Here is a 16,753-nt window from a genome sequence, read left to right as displayed (position 1 = left end):
AGCCACGCCCGCCGCCTGATGCTGGCAGAAGGCATGGGGATTAAGCGAGCGCCTGATGCCGCCGTTCTCATTGCTGTGTTTTCAGCCAGGCGGCAATATCCTGTGTCGGCAGATGATGTTGTGCATTCCAGGTGTCACTCATCGGCCACCACATACCGTCACCACGCGCGAAGGCGACGCGATAGCGCAGCATTGGGTCATGCGGATGTAAACGGAGTTGCTCCTGTAAGTCAGGTAGCGTCAATACACCTCGGGTAAAGTTTTGCTGCGTCACGCGTTCGACCGTTTCCGCCAGTTTTGCATAAGAGGTCGTTTCCCCCGCAACAAAGACGACTTCGTTAGTGATACGCGGCTGATGCAGATAAATTTCAGTGGTCAGGCGACCAATATCCGCAGGCGACGTGACGGTGACCTGCCTTTCCCATCCGCCGAGGGCATTGATGGTTTTTTTGGCTAAGTTGACCACACCAAAGGCCGGTTCGAAGAGAAAAGAGGTAAATATACCTGTTGAAACAATCACCCACTCCGTGACGTTTTGCTCGCGCAAAAGCGTCCTGACGTCATACTGTTCGTCCCACACCGGCTGTCCACTGTCTTTGCCGACCACATCGTAATTCACGCCAAACTGCCAGGGGAAATAGCGCTTAACGCCCGCCTCCAGTACCGCGCGGGTGATTTTTATCTGGGTACCCGCACCGGCGACAAACCCCATACAATTGATGATCGTATCAAAACCGTGGAATTGATCTTTTAACGCTTCAACTGAACTGCCTGCGATGTCGACCGGGATAAACCGCGCACCGGCATCCGCCAGTTGTTGATGAATGCTGGAACGTCGTTTGCTCTGTTTATCCCTGGATCGCCCTGACACAATAACGCAAACGGAACCATTACGCTGTGTGACCGCCGGAACCAACGACGCCAGCACTGACGCCCCCAGTTGTCCCGCGCCCAGCACCAATACTTTTTCACCCACCTGATTATTGGATTGTTTCATTTGCCCCTCTCTGTGTTGGTTCACCTGTAGATAGAGATTACGGCAGGGTTCTGCGTTCGATAAGACGCCGAAGACGGGTTAGACTGTTCTGATAAATGGGATAATTGGCGGGGGGGAAAATGGACAAGCTGGAAGCGATGCAGGTCTATGTTTGCGTAGTGGATACCCATAGTTTTATCAGAGCCGCCGAAGTGCTGGGCGTGCCGCGCTCAACGGTATCGCGGGTGGTTAAAGAACTGGAATCCTGGCTTAAGATTCAGCTTTTGCAACGTACAACTCGCAAACTTAGTGTGACCGCAGAGGGGCGGCGTTACTACGAAGAGTGCAAAAGAGTACTGGCAGATATCGCGGCCATGGAGTCGTCATTTCCCGGCCGGGCGGCACAACCCAAAGGGCGTTTTAAAGTGGGGATGCCGCAATCTCTCGCCCGACATTGCATTATTCCCACGCTCCCGGCCTTTTTGCGCCAGTATCCGGAGCTGGAGCTGATACTTTGTTCCAGCGATAGCGTGGAGGATATTATCCTGCAAGGGTATGACTGCGTGATTCGGGCCGGCAGGATCGATGATTCCACCACGCTGGTTGCCCGTCCGCTCGCCAGTTTTAACTGGGTGATAGCAGCATCGCCCACTTACATTGAGCGTTACGGTAGCCCTGAAAATTTAGATGATCTGCAAAAACACCATGCGGTCGGCTACCTGAACCACCGCACCGGGCGTACCACCGACTGGTTTTTTACGCGTGAGGGGGAGGATTACGCGATGCGGGTGCAGGAGACGCTGGTTGTCGATGATACGGACGCTTATATTCAGGCCGGAATACAGGGGCTGGGGTTAATTCGCGTCGCCAGCTATCTGGTTGCGCCGTATCTGCACAGCGGGGCGCTGGTGACCTGCATGGACAACCATTCTTACGATTTGCCGCTTGCGCTGGTCTATCCGCAAAACAGGTTTCTGCCGCCTGCGGTACGCGCTTTTTATGACTGGTGCAAAACGGCGCTGAGCCAGTCGGAGCCTCTTCGCTAAAAAATATTATTCCGGATATCGCATTGCCTGTTCAGAAAACTTTTCCACAGACGTTCAAAATGACGGTACTGGTTTTGACGCATAAGAAAAAGGCATTATCAAACAGGGGGCTACACGGCGAGGATATAGCAAGCACTGAACGTTTGGATGCAATAAAAAATCTGTACAACTGTTATTAATGAACTTTTTGTATAAATATAATCGGATTTAACAATACTCATTGTACCTGTATTTTGCTCTTATCATGGCGTCTTTACGACGAAAGGGTGCTTTAGCGTGGAATATTCAATATTAAGTAACAACCTTAAAATGCCTATGGTGGGTTTTGGCGTTTTTAAGGTAACCGACAAAGAAGAATGTCAGCAGTCAGTGTTAAGCGCTATTCGCAGCGGTTATCGTCTTATCGATACCGCTGCGGTATACGGCAATGAAGATGCCGTTGGTGACGCTGTTCGTGAAGCCATCGCGACAGGTCTGTGTACCCGTGAGGAGTTATTTATTACTTCTAAACTGTGGGTGCAAGATATGGCTAACTACGATCTGGCCAAAGCAGGTATTGAAGCGTCGCTGAAAAAATCCGGGTTAGATTATTTTGATCTCTATTTATTGCATCAGGCAATGGGCGATTATTTTAGCGCGTGGCGCGCGCTGGAAGACGCTTATGAAGCCGGTAAACTAAAAGCCATTGGCGTGTCCAATTTCTATGCGCATGTGTTAGCCAACTTCTGTGAAACCGTCAGAATTACGCCAATGGTAAACCAGGTCGAATTGCATCCATACTTTGCACAACCCGCCGCGCTGGAAACCATGAAGCATTATAACGTTCAGCCTGAAGCGTGGGCGCCGTTAGGCGGCGGGAGACATAAACCGTATGAAAATGTCATGCTTCAAAGGATTGCCGATGCCCATCAAAAAACCATCGCGCAGGTTGTCCTGCGTTGGAACGTGCAGCGTGGCGTCACGGTTATTCCTAAATCCACTCGACAGGAACGCATTGAAGAGAACTTTGCCATCTGGGATTTCTCACTAACGGATAACGAAATGGCTCAAATCAACGCCCTTGATTTAGGCTACGTTGGCGAAGCGGTGAAGCATTTTAATCCTGAATTTGTTCGCGGTTGTCTTGGCGTTAAAATCCACGATTGATCCCGGCGCTTGCGGATGTTTTCTCGCATGAACAGCTTCTAACACGGTTGCCGGAGCGTAGACGGCAACCGTGTGATATTCGCCTGGCCGTCAGGCGCCGAAGGCACCATCGATGGTGTGCATCGCGCCGGTGACGAAAGAGGCTTCCGGGCCGGCAAGCCATGCCACCATTCCAGCCACTTCTTCAGGTCTTCCGTGTCGTTTGATCGCCATGAAACTGTGCATCAGCTCTTTCATGGGGCCATCTTCCGGATTGATGTCGGTATCAATCGGGCCTGGCTGCACCACATTTATTGTAATCCCGCGGGGGCCAAAATCACGGGCCAGGCCGCGCGCCAGCCCTTGCAGGGCTGATTTACTGGCGGCGTACGCGGCCATTCCCGGTACGGGCATCCGATCGCCATTCACGGAACCGATAATAATAATGCGTCCACCTTCCGGCATGTTGCGGGCTGCTTCGACTGACGCATGGTAAGGCGCATGGATATTAATACGGAACAAACGATCTATCGCATCGCTATCTTGTTCCAGCGCATCGCCGAAGAGAGCCACGCCCGCATTGACGACCAGAATATCCAGTGGTCCGTACTCACGCACGAGGCTGATGACGGCATCCCGATCGGCGCTATCCGTCTGGATGGCGGTGCTTCCGGTTTCCGCTGCCAGTTTTTCGGCGGCTTCACGCGATCCGGCGTAGCTGAAAACGACCGATGCGCCGTCAGCGCTAAAGCGTCGTACAATAGCCGCGCCGATACCACGACTTCCCCCTAAAACCAGTACAGATTTGTTGCGAAATAGCATCATCAGGATGTCCTTTATGATATTGTAGTAACCACTACAATATGCGTAATGAAATCATGCCGTCAAGGAGTTATGTAGTAATGACTACAAAACATAGCCGAACGCCGGGTCGCCCTCGCCAGTTCGATCCGGAGCAAGCCATTGAAACCGCTCAACACTTATTTCATTCGCGCGGATACGACGCGGTGAGCGTAGCGGATCTGACAAAAGCGTTCGGGATCAATCCTCCCAGTTTCTATGCGGCGTTTGGCAGCAAGCTGGGGCTGTATACTCGCGTATTAAAGCGTTACAGGATGACCGACGCGATTCCGCTCGGGGCGCTTCTGCGTCACGATCGCCCGACCGCGAAGTGCCTTATCGATGTGCTGATGGAAGCGGCAAGACGTTACGCTGCCGATCCTGATGCCACTGGATGTCTGGTTCTGGAGGGCGCTCATTGTAACGATAAACCGGCACGAGAGGCCGCCTGCGAGTTTTACATCGCTGCTGAAAACCTGATTCGCACTTATGTCGCCATGCGGTATCCGCAAGAGGCTGACCGGACGACGGACTTTATGGGGACGCTAATGGCGGGGCTTTCCGCCAAGGCGCGAGCGGGGTATAGCCTGGAGCGTCTTCAGGAGAGCGTGCTTCTGGCTGGGGATGTGCTGGAGCGATTACTGCCGGATTAACGCAGCGCATCAAAAAACCTGAGCCAGTCAGATACGGACAAACAGGGAGCAATAGCCCTAATCATCCATCTTGCCGTTGCGGTATTCGGTAAAGTACATCAAAAATAGAGGTGTCAGGGAAACAAGAAATGCAAAAGTGTAGTCTTATTACGGTACTTAGCTTATCAGTGTTGATGCTAGCCGGATGTACAACGACCTATACCATGACGACCCGGACGGGAGAGATTATTGAAACGCAGGGTAAGCCGGAGGTTGACACCGCAACCGGAATGACGAAATACGCTGATGTTTATGGTTATCATCGCGTTATTAAAACCAGTGAAATAGTGCAGACGACAGAAGGCGCATCGAAGCTGGACTGGTAATGCGCTAAAGCAGTTGGGAGGCCGTGTCCAGTATGGGTACCGGACGGTTTCTGGGCCTGAATTGAATAGAGCGCCTGTATAGCCGAATTCCGGGTATCGGCTTGATTTGTGTTGTCAGTTATTTGGTTGTTCCCTGTATAGTGAAGATAAACAGTACTCATGGCTAACGGTCTGTTTTGGATTGCTAACTATCCCGGATTCTGCGCGTTTTATTTAGTCACAACCGTGGTTAAGAATATTTTGGGTCAGACTTACACGCCGGGTATTAAGATAATCCGTCGCATAGAGAGCTTGATCGGCATCATTCGGTTCAAGAAGAAACGGCGTGACTTTAGGTATGAGATCAGCAAAGAGGTTATATTGATCCACAGAGGCAAAATGCTGGGTAGCGCTGGCCCAGGGCATTCGCATCAGCTCTGCGTAAGAAGGGGATAGTTGAACAGGCAAATCAAATTCTTTCAGATTAGCAAGCATCTCCTTACTCATATAAAATGTGACCCTGTTTCGCGAAAAGGTGTTAAGCACTGCCTTCAGTCGTTTAACTTTTGCTTCTTTACTCATGCTATTATCGAAAAAACGTGGTGAAAGCATAATAGCAATCGATGCATTTGATGAAATAACATTATGTAGTGGTTTCAGGGCTACAACAATCTGATCGTTTGTGAAGATACGCTGCGTACCAGAAGAGGTAGTATAGTTTCCACCCAGCCAGATCACATAATCCGTTGTTTTGAGGGGAAGCGCTTTTTCCGGTATATTACCCCTGTCAGGTGCCACTGTTTCAATTGCTAGTGAGTCTTGTCCCCAGACATTATTTACTTTAGAACTCAAAAAATTATATTCTGAAATGTTCCTTAGTTTTAGTAGAGTTATCTGCGAGCGGGTAAAAAAGAGATTGAATCTCACTTTGTTCTGCAATTGCCGAAGTAATCTGAGCGTGTTCTGATCGATCAGATGAGTATAAAGACCAACCGTTTTTCCGGAAAGTATTGCTGAGGCATTGTTCGCAAGAAGCATCTCTTTTATAGCTCCTTGCCCAATAATCAGTACGCAACGGTATTTTTCTGGTCTGATTTTATCTATGGGGATATCGGTAAGATTGACCAGGTCAGGAGTGCCATGCTGCCAATTATCATGAATGACTGCGGCTCCGGAGGCGTCTCCTCCGGCTCCCCTGGTGATAATAAGAGGAGGGTGGGTACTGGCATGTGCGATATACGAAAAACACGCTACCATTGCTAGCGTTGTGTTTCTGATGGTTGTATACATATCGTCTGCCCTGATTTCGAAAATATGAATAATGTCTCCTCTTATAATGTACATCAAAAAGAGAGCATTTTAATTAAACGTTATCTCAACGAGATAAAAGGTTAGCACAGTAAAATATAGAGAGAATGTAATCATACCAACATTGTAAATGTGGGAGCATGAAGGCCCCGCAAGCCGCCCGGCCAGCATACTCCCATTAATAGTTAAAGTATGGACTTTGCTTTTACCGTAAACTGTAGCCAATATTACCTGATCACTACACCGTACAGTACTGTCAGTAATCTGTCTCCGGTGTCGCGTGCACGCAATTTATTTTTTTCAATTCTTTCAAAACGTTAACTATATTAATAGTCACTTATTTTACCAGAATCAATACTGAGAGTTTTATTACCGTTCTGAAAAGAGAAGACTTTTCAGATGAAATGCGTGGATGGTACGAAGTCATTACAGTACAGGGATGTAATAATAAAGATCGACAATGGATTCATTATTCTGTTGCTTTTGGACGGATGCCAAATGGAAGTATTCAATATCTTCTCCTTCTCTCCTGATAAGATTCAGTTTTGGCAATATACACATATATATTGTATTGGAAAATTGTTGATATTGTTCCTTATGACCAACGAAATGGAATTTTGCATATTTACCACATTTTATTACCCTCGACATGGGGATTTTGCCTCCATCGACGGAATTATGTTCCATACCAAAAAAACTGCTTACGGCGATGACCTGGTCTTTGGTATTATCCGGCTTAAAAGACGAGAGACAATACACATTTTCGCCCCACGTTCTGAGCGTCTCATGAATGATTTTCCATTTTATAGGCGACGCTTTTTTAGGAAGGTCATTTGTTGCGATCTGATGAGATGTTTGAAATCCGAAAATTTCTTTTGACGTAAGCTGACAAATTTCGAACTGATAATGCTCATCACAGTCAAGCCAGTAGGGAGGCCGTAGGTTTCTGAGATCCCAGAAATCAGCCTTGCGATAGTTATTGGGATTGACGCCAAATGTTTTTTTGAACTCTCGACTATAGGACTGCACTGAATCAAACCCCATTCTGAACGCGATATCTGTGACCGACTGAGAGGTCAGCTTTAGCAGAGTGGCGCTTCTGCTCAACTTGCGTTGTCTGATATATTTTCCGATAGAGACGCCACACTTTTCTTTAAAAAAATCCTGCAAACTCCTTCGCGAATAACCTGTTATAACAACCAGCTTTTCAATATCAATCCTCTCTTCAAGATTTTTTTCTATTTGCTCTAATACTGAGATTATTATGGCTTTTTTCATCATCATTCCTCTTTATTGAAGCCGAAAATATAAACATTTAAGGTGTTTGACATACTGTGTTATTAAACCAGTGGGGGGGTGTTAGCTTTTCTGGCAAAACAAGAAAGATTTAAATTGCTTGACGTTTCTGAATAAACTTTACACTTGGAGATCGGCTTTTGCCAGTAAAGCTAAGTAATTAGCATGGCGAAGGGCATAATTTCACAGGCGGTTAAAATGATTGAATAATCCTGAATTTTTAGCCCGTGAGATTATAAATCTCATAATTATTTCTAATGATTTAATAAAAGGGATGAATTGTTTTGTACTTCAAAAAATCTTTATTAGCTTTAGCGATTTGTGCATCCGTGGTCTCAGTAGAGGCGGTGGCGAATATCAGAGCCAATGATATGGCTTCTTCTGCTACGCCTGCTTCTGTTGGTCACCGTCCTGTGGCAACTACTAATGCAAAAAAGATAGAAGTGTCTGGGGAACTGACGACCGGTTCAACCCTCCAGATAGCGGATGTTTTTATTGAGGATGAGGATGGGGATCCCTTATCGCTGGATAAAATGAATAATGCCGACGATATTAAATGGTATCTGGTGGATAATGAGGCCGCCGATCCTTCTGGAACCCCGGCGGCAACCGGGACGGCTTTTACCATTCCTGCTGATGCAGGCGGTAAAAAAATTAAAATCGTTTACCGGATTAAGACGGCAACGGGGACGCCGGATAGTGCATTCTTGCCTGCCACTGTCTTATTAACTTCTGCATCTTCTGGGGTGAGCGGCGACTCCGCCGCAGACGGTACAATTTCTAATAAGCTACGTTCTGTCACTATCAATGTGGTGAATGAAAGTGGTAAACCGACTGATGAACTCAACGGTACCAATGACGCCAACACTCCAGTGGTAGGCGGCACCCTTGAAGCGGTACTGGAATGTGCCGCCACAGCGGCGGCTGAGTGTGAGGTCAGTAATTATAACTTTACCTGGCAGATGGCGGATGCCGGGACACCAGATAAGTTCACCGATCTGAATAATACCAACGCTGAAAAGCATAAATATATTATTAAGGGAACTGAGCAGAATAAACTGTTCCGTGTCCACGTTACGCCTAAAACGACGAAAGCCACGCCGGAGAATAAACGCGCTATCCGTCGCTGATGGTTATCGCCAAATAAACATCTTATTTAAATACTCCCTCTGCCAGGCAGGGGGATATAGCAGGAGACAATAAAGTGGTTTTTTCTAAAAAACCCATTACTAAATATATAACCTGGGCCATTGTTACCAGTCAGATTCCACTGCCGGTCATCGCTGATAGCGATAATGAAATTCAGTCATGGATTGCAGGGACGGCATCGTCTATTTCTCCGCATCTGCAGGAGGGGACGCTGGAGGATTATGCCAAAGGAAAAATAAAGGCATTACCAGGGCAAGCCGCTAATCATCTGGTGAACGAGGGGATGAAGAGCGCTTTTCCGGAGATTATTTTCCGTGGTGGCGTCAATCTTGAAGATGGCGCGAAATATCGCTCATCAGAGTTCGATATGTTTATTCCCGTCCAGGAAACAACATCGTCTTTACTCTTTGGCCAGCTTGGCTTTCGCGACCACGACAGCAGCAGTTTCGATGGCCGCACCTATGTTAACGTTGGTATGGGTTACCGCCAGGAGGTCAATGGATGGCTGCTCGGCGTCAATACGTTTCTGGATGCCGACATCCGTTATTCCCACTTACGTGGCGGCATTGGCGGGGAAGTTTATAAAGACAGTCTGGCCTTTTCCGGCAACTATTATTTCCCTCTCACCGGCTGGAAAACGTCAGCAGCGCATGAATTACATGATGAGCGTCCGGCATATGGCTTTGATCTGCGAACAAAAGGCACGCTTCCCGATTTTCCCTGGTTCAGTGGCGAGCTCACATATGAACAGTATTACGGGGATAAAGTTGATCTATTGGGTAACGGTACATTAAGCCGGAATCCCCGCGCCGCAGGTGCGGCTCTGGTCTGGAATCCTGTCCCCTTGCTTGAGGTCAGAGCAGGATATCGGGACGCCGGTAACGGCGGCTCGCAGGCAGAGGGCGGTCTGAGAGTCAACTATTCCTTCGGTACGCCGTTACATGAACAGCTTGATTACCGCAACGTTGGGGCGCCGTCAAATACGACTAATCGGCGTGCCTTTGTCGATCGTAATTACGATATCGTCATGGCGTATCGGGAGCAGGCCAGTAAAATCCGCATTACGGCAATGCCGGTGTCAGGCCTGTCCGGGACGCTGGTGACATTAATGGCGACGGTAGATAGCCGTTACCCGATTGAGAAAGTTGAGTGGTCGGGTGATGCGGAACTTCTCGCCGGACTTCAGCTTCAGGGGAGTTTGGGCAGCGGCCTTATCCTTCCTCAACTTCCGCTGACGGCGACCGACGGTCAGGAGTATAGCCTTTATTTAACGGTGACTGACAGTCGGGGTACTCGCGTGACCTCCGAGCGTATCCCGGTAAGGGTGACACAGGATGAGACCAGTTTCCGTTCATGGATAAATGTTATCAATGACGATGTTCAGGTTGAGGACGGCAACTTTGTTATCAGTACGCCGCTTCCTGCCGGAGAAGAGGGGAAGGTTATTGAGTGGCACTACGTGCGCGAGCGTTCTGAAGAGGAGTGGGCATCGCTCAAACCACGTAATATTAAGTATCAATCAGATACGCCGGGTCTGGCATTTAAAGCGCTCGGTGGTACAGAGCGTGATGGCCATTGGGTTGAACGGGTTCTGGTGACCCATATCGGTGACGATGCCCGCTCGCTCAAATTACATATTGAAGCAAGCGGACCAGACGATAAACATCCGGTGAAGGGTACAGTACTACTACAAGCGCAGTCAGACAGTATTGCGCAGAAGGTCACTTCTGTGGAGGTGCTTTTTACGCCGGGTACTGAAGAAGCCAACGGAAGCGTTACTGCGCCAGTCGTCGGAACAGAAATGCGAGCCAGAACGCTTTGTGTAAATAACACGGACTGTACTGATGCGTTTAATTATCAGTGGGAAATCTCGGATGAAATGAAATCCTGGCAATCCGTACCGGGGGCGACAAAAGCCACCTGGCTTCTTCCTTATAGTCTTAATGGGGAATCGCTTCAGAATAAATATATCCGCGTCAGAATTATTTCTGATAAGGAAAATGCTAAGGGTAATACCGCAGCATCTGATGCGAATTAATGTTTTAAAAAGGATCAACAGTGCGTATGTCGAAACATAATCTTATTATCTATAGCCTGCTTCTGGCGACTGTGCCGATAAGCGTTTTGGCGGATTCGTCGACAACGTCCGCGGCAACCGTCGGGATGTTTTCTCCACCTACGGCGCCGAGCGTTGGGCACAGGCCTGGTTCGCCGATGAGTGATTATGGGTTGGAATTGAATGGATATTATGGATATTTTGAATCATATATACCTATACCAGGCATGCTTTTAAAAGCAAGAATGGTTGGGAGAGTCAGTGATCTTGATGCTGAAAAATATCAAGCTAATGAAACGGCTACCACAGTATGTACGTATTATCGCGTTGAGAAAGATGACTCACAGCATGAGCTTCTACGTGAAAAACCGTGTAAATATGAAATTGTTATCAGCGAGGATAATGTAGGTTCGAAGATAAGAATTGAGCATTATAACGAAACAGATATGGTCTCAGCACCAGGATATACGCCTGTGCCGATGGTTTCTGAACTCCATTCTATTGAAACAAAACGTATAGTTAAATTGAGTAAAGATTTATCTGTCATTAGTGCAGATAAATCTTTACTGATGCCAGGAGAGAGTGCTGTTGTGAAAATTATTGTTAAAGATATAAATAATAACCCCATATCTAATCTCAATCTCCAGTGTGGGCATTTTCCAATAGGAAGTTGGAATAGTCGATGCGATATCAAAGCCGGGGGTAATCCCGGAGAGTATCTTCAGACGGTAACTTATAATGGAGGTTCAAATGGAGAGTTGAAATTGACATATAAATATTTTGGGGAATTGATTAAAGATAAATTTACTATCTCCGGGACAATAAAAAAGTAGAGTAAAAACAGCAATGAATAATGGGTTGGCTTTTATTTCACTGCTCTTATTATGGATGTTAACTTGGTTCTTTAGTAGATTGCTAAATAATTATTATGGCTAAAATAATACAAACGTTAAAAGGAGAAGTTTTTATGACACCAGCAACAACACAAGATTATATCTCATTGGGTCAGGAACACGCTGTCACCTTTGGCAAAACGCAGCTGACCCTCAAACCCGGTATACTGGCTGAAGGCGAACCATTACCCTGCACAAAGAGGCTGGTGAGCCATAATTTATTACCGGGTTACTGTATCCCGGGGATAAAAAAGCGGATTATTGTCGTCCCGTCACTGGATACGCCGGTTTGTGAATGGCAGGTAAAAGACTATAGTGACCGCCTTAAATCAGCGGGTAGCCACTCAAACCGGGCGGTATATGTGCTGAGTATGGATACGCCATTTGCTCAGGCCCGTTTTATTCGGGAACATGATATTCATCCCGGCATAACCTTTGTTTCTGACTACGCTTGCCGCCAGTTTTTGGATAATTCCGGGCTGAAAATTAATGAGCTCAGTATTTTTGCCAGAGCGTTGATAGAGTGCGATGAAAATAATGTGGTTACGCGTGTTATTGTACCACGAGATATCACTCATCTTCCTGTTTACTAATCACTTATATCAGCACCGTCCCTGCACAGAGAACCGAATAACCGGCAATGCAGGGGCGCAGGCATCCTCCTGTAGTGCCCCCACATTTAACACATATACTATTGCATCACGCATAAGGAACTGAAAATGATGCCAGCGGATGGGGCAGGTTAACGTTATGGCACCCCTGAATTTCTGCAATAATCGTCTGGTAACCGGAAAGCCACTTATGACTTTGTGATTTGGCCTGCTGGTGCTGTAAATTATTTATCAATAGCTCCATTGATTCGCGGGTCTGCCAGTAATAATTATTAACCATTCTTCCGCTGGCGGCATCGGTATAGCTTTCCATCCCAATATAGCCATCAATAGACTGCGTATAGCGCTCAATCCAGCCATCCAGTTGATAAAACTCTTCGTCGTACTCTTTTTTTTCGAAAATAAAACTTGTCAGAAACAGCGACATGGTATTTCTCCTGTTACGCAATATCAATCAAACACCTATCAACGTGGATTCAAAACGTAAACCTGGCATCATTTTTTCAAGGCCGTCAGTCAGCATGTTTCCTGCCGCGTACAATTCATCAACCGGCATTTCCGGCAAGCTTTCAAGGATAAACCACATCGCTTTATCTGAAGCGCTTAGTCGGGTACGTACTCCCTGACGCCAGTTCCAGCGCCGACAGGTGACGCCTCTGTCATCGCGCCAGATAACTTCGCCCGGTTCTGGCGACTCGGTGGCGGGTTGTCCTTCTTTCAGGGTATCAAATGTTTCACTACCGTCTGCGAAAACCAGCCGCGGCGATCCACAATAAGCCGCGCTATTTTCGCCGCCTACCGGTACGGCATAGCGCAGGCTCACCGCGTTATAAAGATCAACGACCGGGTCCAGCGCCGCCATTGTTCCATCCTTCAACACGCGTTTTCGTAGCGCTTCAGCCGAGCAGGGGGTGCGCTTTGGTTTTGCGCCGAATGCTTTAAACACTGCATTCCAGGCGTCTATATGCGCCTGTGCCCACGCCGGTTGGCCGTTAATTACGGCCTGACAGGCCTCTTTTAGCGCGATTTCTCCGACCTGCGCATCGCGAATCGGAGCGGCAATAACATTAATACTTACTGCACGAAAGCCGGGAGCGATACGGGCCAGTTCCGGGCTGATTGACGGTAACATAGAAGACATCGCATAATCCTGTAATGACTATTTTCTTCTATGATATCGACCAATGACCAAAAAAGTCAACTTATCGACCACGGCGGGCGCCGACGTCAGCACAATAAATGCAGCTGTTTCCCAACGTATCAAACAATTTCGTAGCCAAAAAAAGATATCGCTGGATGAGCTTGCGCGGCGTTCCGGCGTCAGTAAAGGAATGCTGGTGGAAATTGAAGGCTGTAAAGCCAATCCAAGCATTGCGCTGTTATGTAAGATCGCGGCGGCAATGGGAGTGTCCGTGGCGGATTTTGTCAACGTCGCCAGCGAGCCGATGGTCCATCTTATCGACCGGGATGCTATTCCGGTGTTGTGGCGCGGCGAGAAAGGCGGCAGCGCAAAACTGATGGCGGGAACCAGCGGGCCGGATATGCTGGAACTCTGGCAATGGATAATGCATCCTGGTGAACAGTTTGAATCGGCAGGGCATCCGGCAGACACCTGTGAATTACTGTTTGTTAATCAGGGAACACTGACATTAACAGTCAATGGTAGACGCTTTATTATTCGGGAGGGCTGCTCCGCTGTAGCCAGAACCGACATGCCTCATGCCTACGTTAACGACACTAATGAGGTACTTGAATTTACCATGACGGTGAATGAAAAGAGCCGTTGATCACCGTAAGGCGCTAACAACCCGTCATCCGGACAGGGAAGCCTCGGTGCCCGATAATCGTTATCGGGCACCGGCTATCTTTTATTTTGTCGCAGGCGCGGCCTCCGGGTCATCGATATAGAGCGTCTGGCTTGGGAAGGCGAAGTCAGCGCCGTTTTCCTGGACAATCGCAATAATTTTCAGGTAAACATCCTGCTGTACGGCAAGCCATTCCTGCCATACTGTTGTTTTGGTAAAGCAATACACCATAATATTCAGCGAAGAGTCGGCGAATTCATTAAAATAGACCAACAGCGTCTGTTTCTGATCGATATCTCTGTGCGCCTGCAGCATGTTTCTGATAGCGTCAACAATGAGGCCAATTTTGTCGGCATCTTCGTAACGTAATCCAATAACCGTTTTTATTCGACGGTTGGTCATCCGTCCCGGATTCTCAACGCTAATGGATGAAAAGACGGAATTAGGCACGTACAACGGGCGGTGGTCGAATGTGTTAATTCGCGTAATTCGCCAGCCGATTTCGGCGACCGTACCTTCGATATTTCTGTCAGGAGAACGAATCCAGTCTCCGATACTGAAGGGGCGATCGAAATAGAGCATAATACCGGAGAAAAAATTGCTCAGGACATCTTTGCCCGCCATACCAACAGCGATACCGCCGATACCGCCAAAGGTCAGCAGACCGGACAGACTCATGCCAAAATGTTCGCCATACAGTAAGACAATCGCGACAATAATGGTTATTTTTATGACCCGTGCCAGAATACGGGTACTGGTGACATCTCTACCTTTATTGACCTGTGCTTTTTCAAATTGGTTAATAATCAGGAAAAGTTTTATCGTCAGAATAAGCGCAATGAGCGAGGTGCAGATAAAATCAATGACCCCGGAAGAGATAAAACGCAAATTATAATCTTCAATAGCATTATTCAGGATGCTCCCGATGGTTCCAATAATAATCGCGTAAATAAAAAACTGTGCCGCATGGAACGTGAATCCTTTCTTCCACTGTACGTTACGGCTGAGCCAAAATCTCACGACCAGCAACGCCATACCGCAACTGAAAAGTATCGCCAGATTAAATGCGTTTTTGAGAAAAAATTCAGTGAACATTATTGTTTTCCGCTCCTTCCTACGATAACAGCTCAGAATGACCTGATTAACAGGTATTTTACCCAGGATAAACGCGTAGATCATCGATAAGTAAAAAGAAGAAATAGTGCTATCAGCTTTAATCTCAGCGGTTTACTTTTTATGTAAATACATTGTCACGTTTTCTAGAGCAGACATCGCGTGATTGTCATGGTATTGTTGCCATCAGGTAACAAAGTCATCTGTAAAGGACAATACTATGATCATGATGAAGCTGAAATCGGCGAAGGGGAAAAAATTTCTGTTATGCCTGCTGGCAGTGTTTATCGTTGCGGCATCGGTGGTAACGCGCGCGACTATCGGCGGTGTGATTGAGCAATATCATATTCCACTGTCCGAGTGGACAAGCTCTATGTATGCCATTCAGTCGGCAATGATTTTCGTTTACAGTCTGGTGTTCACTATTCTGCTGGCGATTCCTTTGGGGATCTATTTCCTCGGCGGAGATGAGTAACAGGAATAGGGTATTGGCCGGATGGCAGCGCCATCCGGCAGGACGGAAGAGGGATTAATCGTCCTCGTCGTCCAGTTCCACCGGTGTTTGATACTCATCAGGCTTAATGACTAACAGGTCGCAGCGCAGATGGTCAATGACCTGTTCGGCCGTGTTCCCCAGAAACGCGGCTGAGAGTCCGGTACGTCCAACGGTGCCAAGCACAACGATCCCCGCCTGGAGGTGTTCGGCAAGATCCGGGATAACTTCTTCAGGCAAGCCTTTTTCTACATGCGTAACTTTTTCATCGATGCTGAATTTCTGGCGCAGCGCTTTCATCGCCAGTAAATGCTGGCCTCTGATGGCGTCGTTATACACGCTGGGATCAAATTCCGGCAGCTCAATGGCGATATTGATTGGCGTAACGGGGTAGGCGCCGACCAGGTGTACTTCGGTATGATTAACCTGCTCCGCCAATTGTAAGGTCTCTTTTACCAGCTTTTCGTTGAGAGCATTGTGATAGGGCTCTTCGCTTGCCAGGTTCACGGCGACCAGGGCTTTGCCGCCTTCTGGCCACGGCTGATCTTTGACCATCCACACGGGGCTTGGGCATTTACGCAGCAAATGCCAGTCGGTAGGGGTAAAAATGACCGCTTCCAGTCGATCGTGCTGATGCGCCATTTTCAACACCAGATCGTGACTGCCGGCGATAACCTCCTGGATGATGGCCTCAAAGGGACGATTGTGCCAGACCACTTTAATTTCAATGGGGACACCGGCTTCAAGATAATATTTCGCCTGCTCACGTATCCAGGCTGTGCGTTGACTTATTACGCCCTGACGCATTGCGGTGCGTTCGTCAGGAGAAAGCAGGGTGGTCATCTCATACGAGAAATCGTAAATAGGCAGGAAAGCTTTAATTTTGCCGCCAATCCGTTGATGCAAATAAACTGCTCGCCGTAATGCGGGTTGGTCGTCCTGATTGGGATCGATGACCACCAGCATATTTTGATACATAGCCATACAGGGTCTCCTTACAACTGTCATCGCAGTTTGTAACTAAAGAGTAACTCAAATATGGTGA

General features: G+C 47.7%; 18 protein-coding genes. 10 read left to right on the top strand and 8 right to left on the bottom strand.

Going from position 1 to position 16,753, the window contains the following annotated elements; genetic code table 11:
* Positions 1–67: 67 nt before the first annotated feature.
* On the bottom strand, positions 68–997 hold the full coding sequence (locus tag ACLD4F_RS03505) for an aromatic alcohol reductase (RefSeq protein WP_079944323.1): 930 nt from the start codon (positions 995–997) through the stop codon (positions 68–70).
* A 119-nt stretch (positions 998–1,116) separates the two neighbouring features.
* On the opposite strand from ACLD4F_RS03505, the gene ACLD4F_RS03500 reads away from it, so the two are divergent.
* Together ACLD4F_RS03500 and ACLD4F_RS03495 are read left to right on the top strand one after the other, a co-directional pair.
* On the top strand, positions 1,117–2,022 hold the full coding sequence (locus ACLD4F_RS03500; protein ID WP_023202503.1) for a LysR family transcriptional regulator: 906 nt from the start codon (positions 1,117–1,119) through the stop codon (positions 2,020–2,022).
* Between the two features lie 276 nt (positions 2,023–2,298).
* Positions 2,299–3,168: an aldo/keto reductase gene (locus ACLD4F_RS03495; protein WP_000456775.1), complete on the top strand. Its 870-nt coding sequence runs from the start codon at positions 2,299–2,301 to the stop codon at positions 3,166–3,168.
* A 90-nt stretch (positions 3,169–3,258) separates the two neighbouring features.
* On the opposite strand, the gene bdcA is transcribed toward ACLD4F_RS03495, so the two are convergent.
* Positions 3,259–3,972, bottom strand: a complete 714-nt coding sequence (gene bdcA / locus ACLD4F_RS03490) for an SDR family oxidoreductase (protein ID WP_000979084.1) — start codon at positions 3,970–3,972, stop codon at positions 3,259–3,261.
* A 77-nt stretch (positions 3,973–4,049) separates the two neighbouring features.
* Here bdcA and ACLD4F_RS03485 point away from each other — a divergent pair, with 77 nt between their 5' ends.
* Together ACLD4F_RS03485 and ACLD4F_RS03480 are read left to right on the top strand one after the other, a co-directional pair.
* On the top strand, positions 4,050–4,640 hold the full coding sequence (locus ACLD4F_RS03485; RefSeq protein ID WP_000208474.1) for a TetR/AcrR family transcriptional regulator: 591 nt from the start codon (positions 4,050–4,052) through the stop codon (positions 4,638–4,640).
* A 128-nt stretch (positions 4,641–4,768) separates the two neighbouring features.
* A complete protein-coding gene (locus ACLD4F_RS03480) occupies positions 4,769–5,005 on the top strand; it encodes a YgdI/YgdR family lipoprotein (protein WP_001168017.1) in 237 nt (78 codons plus the stop codon).
* A 213-nt stretch (positions 5,006–5,218) separates the two neighbouring features.
* On the opposite strand, the gene ACLD4F_RS03475 is transcribed toward ACLD4F_RS03480, so the two are convergent.
* Entirely contained in the window at positions 5,219–6,328 is a 1,110-nt protein-coding gene (locus ACLD4F_RS03475) for a hypothetical protein (RefSeq protein ID WP_411010716.1), read from the bottom strand.
* A gap of 390 nt (positions 6,329–6,718) precedes the next feature.
* Positions 6,719–7,576 carry a GyrI-like domain-containing protein gene (locus ACLD4F_RS03470; RefSeq protein WP_010989022.1) on the bottom strand — a complete coding sequence of 286 codons (858 nt, stop codon included), beginning with the start codon at positions 7,574–7,576 and terminating at the stop codon, positions 6,719–6,721.
* Between the two features lie 296 nt (positions 7,577–7,872).
* Here ACLD4F_RS03470 and zirU point away from each other — a divergent pair, with 296 nt between their 5' ends.
* The 4 genes from zirU (at position 7,873) to ACLD4F_RS03450 (ending at position 12,279) form a co-directional block, all read left to right on the top strand.
* Positions 7,873–8,718 (top strand): two-partner-like secretion system exoprotein ZirU, encoded by an 846-nt coding sequence (gene zirU, locus ACLD4F_RS03465; protein ID WP_023238241.1) that lies wholly within the window; start codon positions 7,873–7,875, stop codon positions 8,716–8,718.
* Positions 8,719–8,792: 74 nt separating this feature from the next.
* The gene (gene zirT / locus ACLD4F_RS03460; RefSeq protein WP_411010675.1) at positions 8,793–10,775 is read left to right on the top strand and encodes a two-partner secretion translocator ZirT; all 1,983 of its coding nucleotides are present in this window, start codon (positions 8,793–8,795) and stop codon (positions 10,773–10,775) included.
* Between the two features lie 26 nt (positions 10,776–10,801).
* Positions 10,802–11,626, top strand: coding sequence for a ZirS family two-partner secretion-like system exoprotein (locus ACLD4F_RS03455; RefSeq protein ID WP_411010674.1), 825 nt, complete (start codon positions 10,802–10,804; stop codon positions 11,624–11,626).
* A 95-nt stretch (positions 11,627–11,721) separates the two neighbouring features.
* Complete coding sequence (locus ACLD4F_RS03450; RefSeq protein WP_172497058.1) at positions 11,722–12,279, top strand: redoxin family protein; 558 nt, start codon at positions 11,722–11,724, stop codon at positions 12,277–12,279.
* 106 nt (positions 12,280–12,385) lie between these two features.
* Here the strand turns inward: ACLD4F_RS03450 and ACLD4F_RS03445 are convergent, their stop codons facing one another.
* Both ACLD4F_RS03445 and ACLD4F_RS03440 read right to left on the bottom strand, forming a co-directional pair.
* Complete coding sequence (locus tag ACLD4F_RS03445) at positions 12,386–12,724, bottom strand: antibiotic biosynthesis monooxygenase family protein (protein ID WP_000051812.1); 339 nt, start codon at positions 12,722–12,724, stop codon at positions 12,386–12,388.
* Positions 12,725–12,751: 27 nt separating this feature from the next.
* Positions 12,752–13,438, bottom strand: a complete 687-nt coding sequence (locus tag ACLD4F_RS03440; RefSeq protein WP_411010673.1) for a B3/4 domain-containing protein — start codon at positions 13,436–13,438, stop codon at positions 12,752–12,754.
* Positions 13,439–13,481: 43 nt separating this feature from the next.
* Between ACLD4F_RS03440 and ACLD4F_RS03435 the strand changes: the two genes are divergently transcribed.
* Positions 13,482–14,084, top strand: coding sequence for a helix-turn-helix domain-containing protein (locus tag ACLD4F_RS03435; RefSeq protein WP_023202497.1), 603 nt, complete (start codon positions 13,482–13,484; stop codon positions 14,082–14,084).
* Positions 14,085–14,165: 81 nt separating this feature from the next.
* Here the strand turns inward: ACLD4F_RS03435 and ACLD4F_RS03430 are convergent, their stop codons facing one another.
* Positions 14,166–15,197 carry a mechanosensitive ion channel family protein gene (locus ACLD4F_RS03430; protein WP_000493665.1) on the bottom strand — a complete coding sequence of 344 codons (1,032 nt, stop codon included), beginning with the start codon at positions 15,195–15,197 and terminating at the stop codon, positions 14,166–14,168.
* 238 nt (positions 15,198–15,435) lie between these two features.
* Between ACLD4F_RS03430 and ACLD4F_RS03425 the strand changes: the two genes are divergently transcribed.
* The gene (locus ACLD4F_RS03425; RefSeq protein ID WP_000605645.1) at positions 15,436–15,690 is read left to right on the top strand and encodes a DUF2534 family protein; all 255 of its coding nucleotides are present in this window, start codon (positions 15,436–15,438) and stop codon (positions 15,688–15,690) included.
* Between the two features lie 54 nt (positions 15,691–15,744).
* On the opposite strand, the gene uspE is transcribed toward ACLD4F_RS03425, so the two are convergent.
* Positions 15,745–16,692 carry a universal stress protein UspE gene (uspE, locus tag ACLD4F_RS03420; protein ID WP_001262138.1) on the bottom strand — a complete coding sequence of 316 codons (948 nt, stop codon included), beginning with the start codon at positions 16,690–16,692 and terminating at the stop codon, positions 15,745–15,747.
* Positions 16,693–16,753: the final 61 nt, after the last annotated feature.

Origin of the sequence: Salmonella sp. 741265050_HSA (assembly GCF_046569445.1) — a bacterium.
GTDB lineage: Bacteria > Pseudomonadota > Gammaproteobacteria > Enterobacterales > Enterobacteriaceae > Salmonella > Salmonella enterica.
Note: the sequence above shows the minus strand (reverse complement) of the source record. Positions and strands in the feature narration are given on the sequence as shown.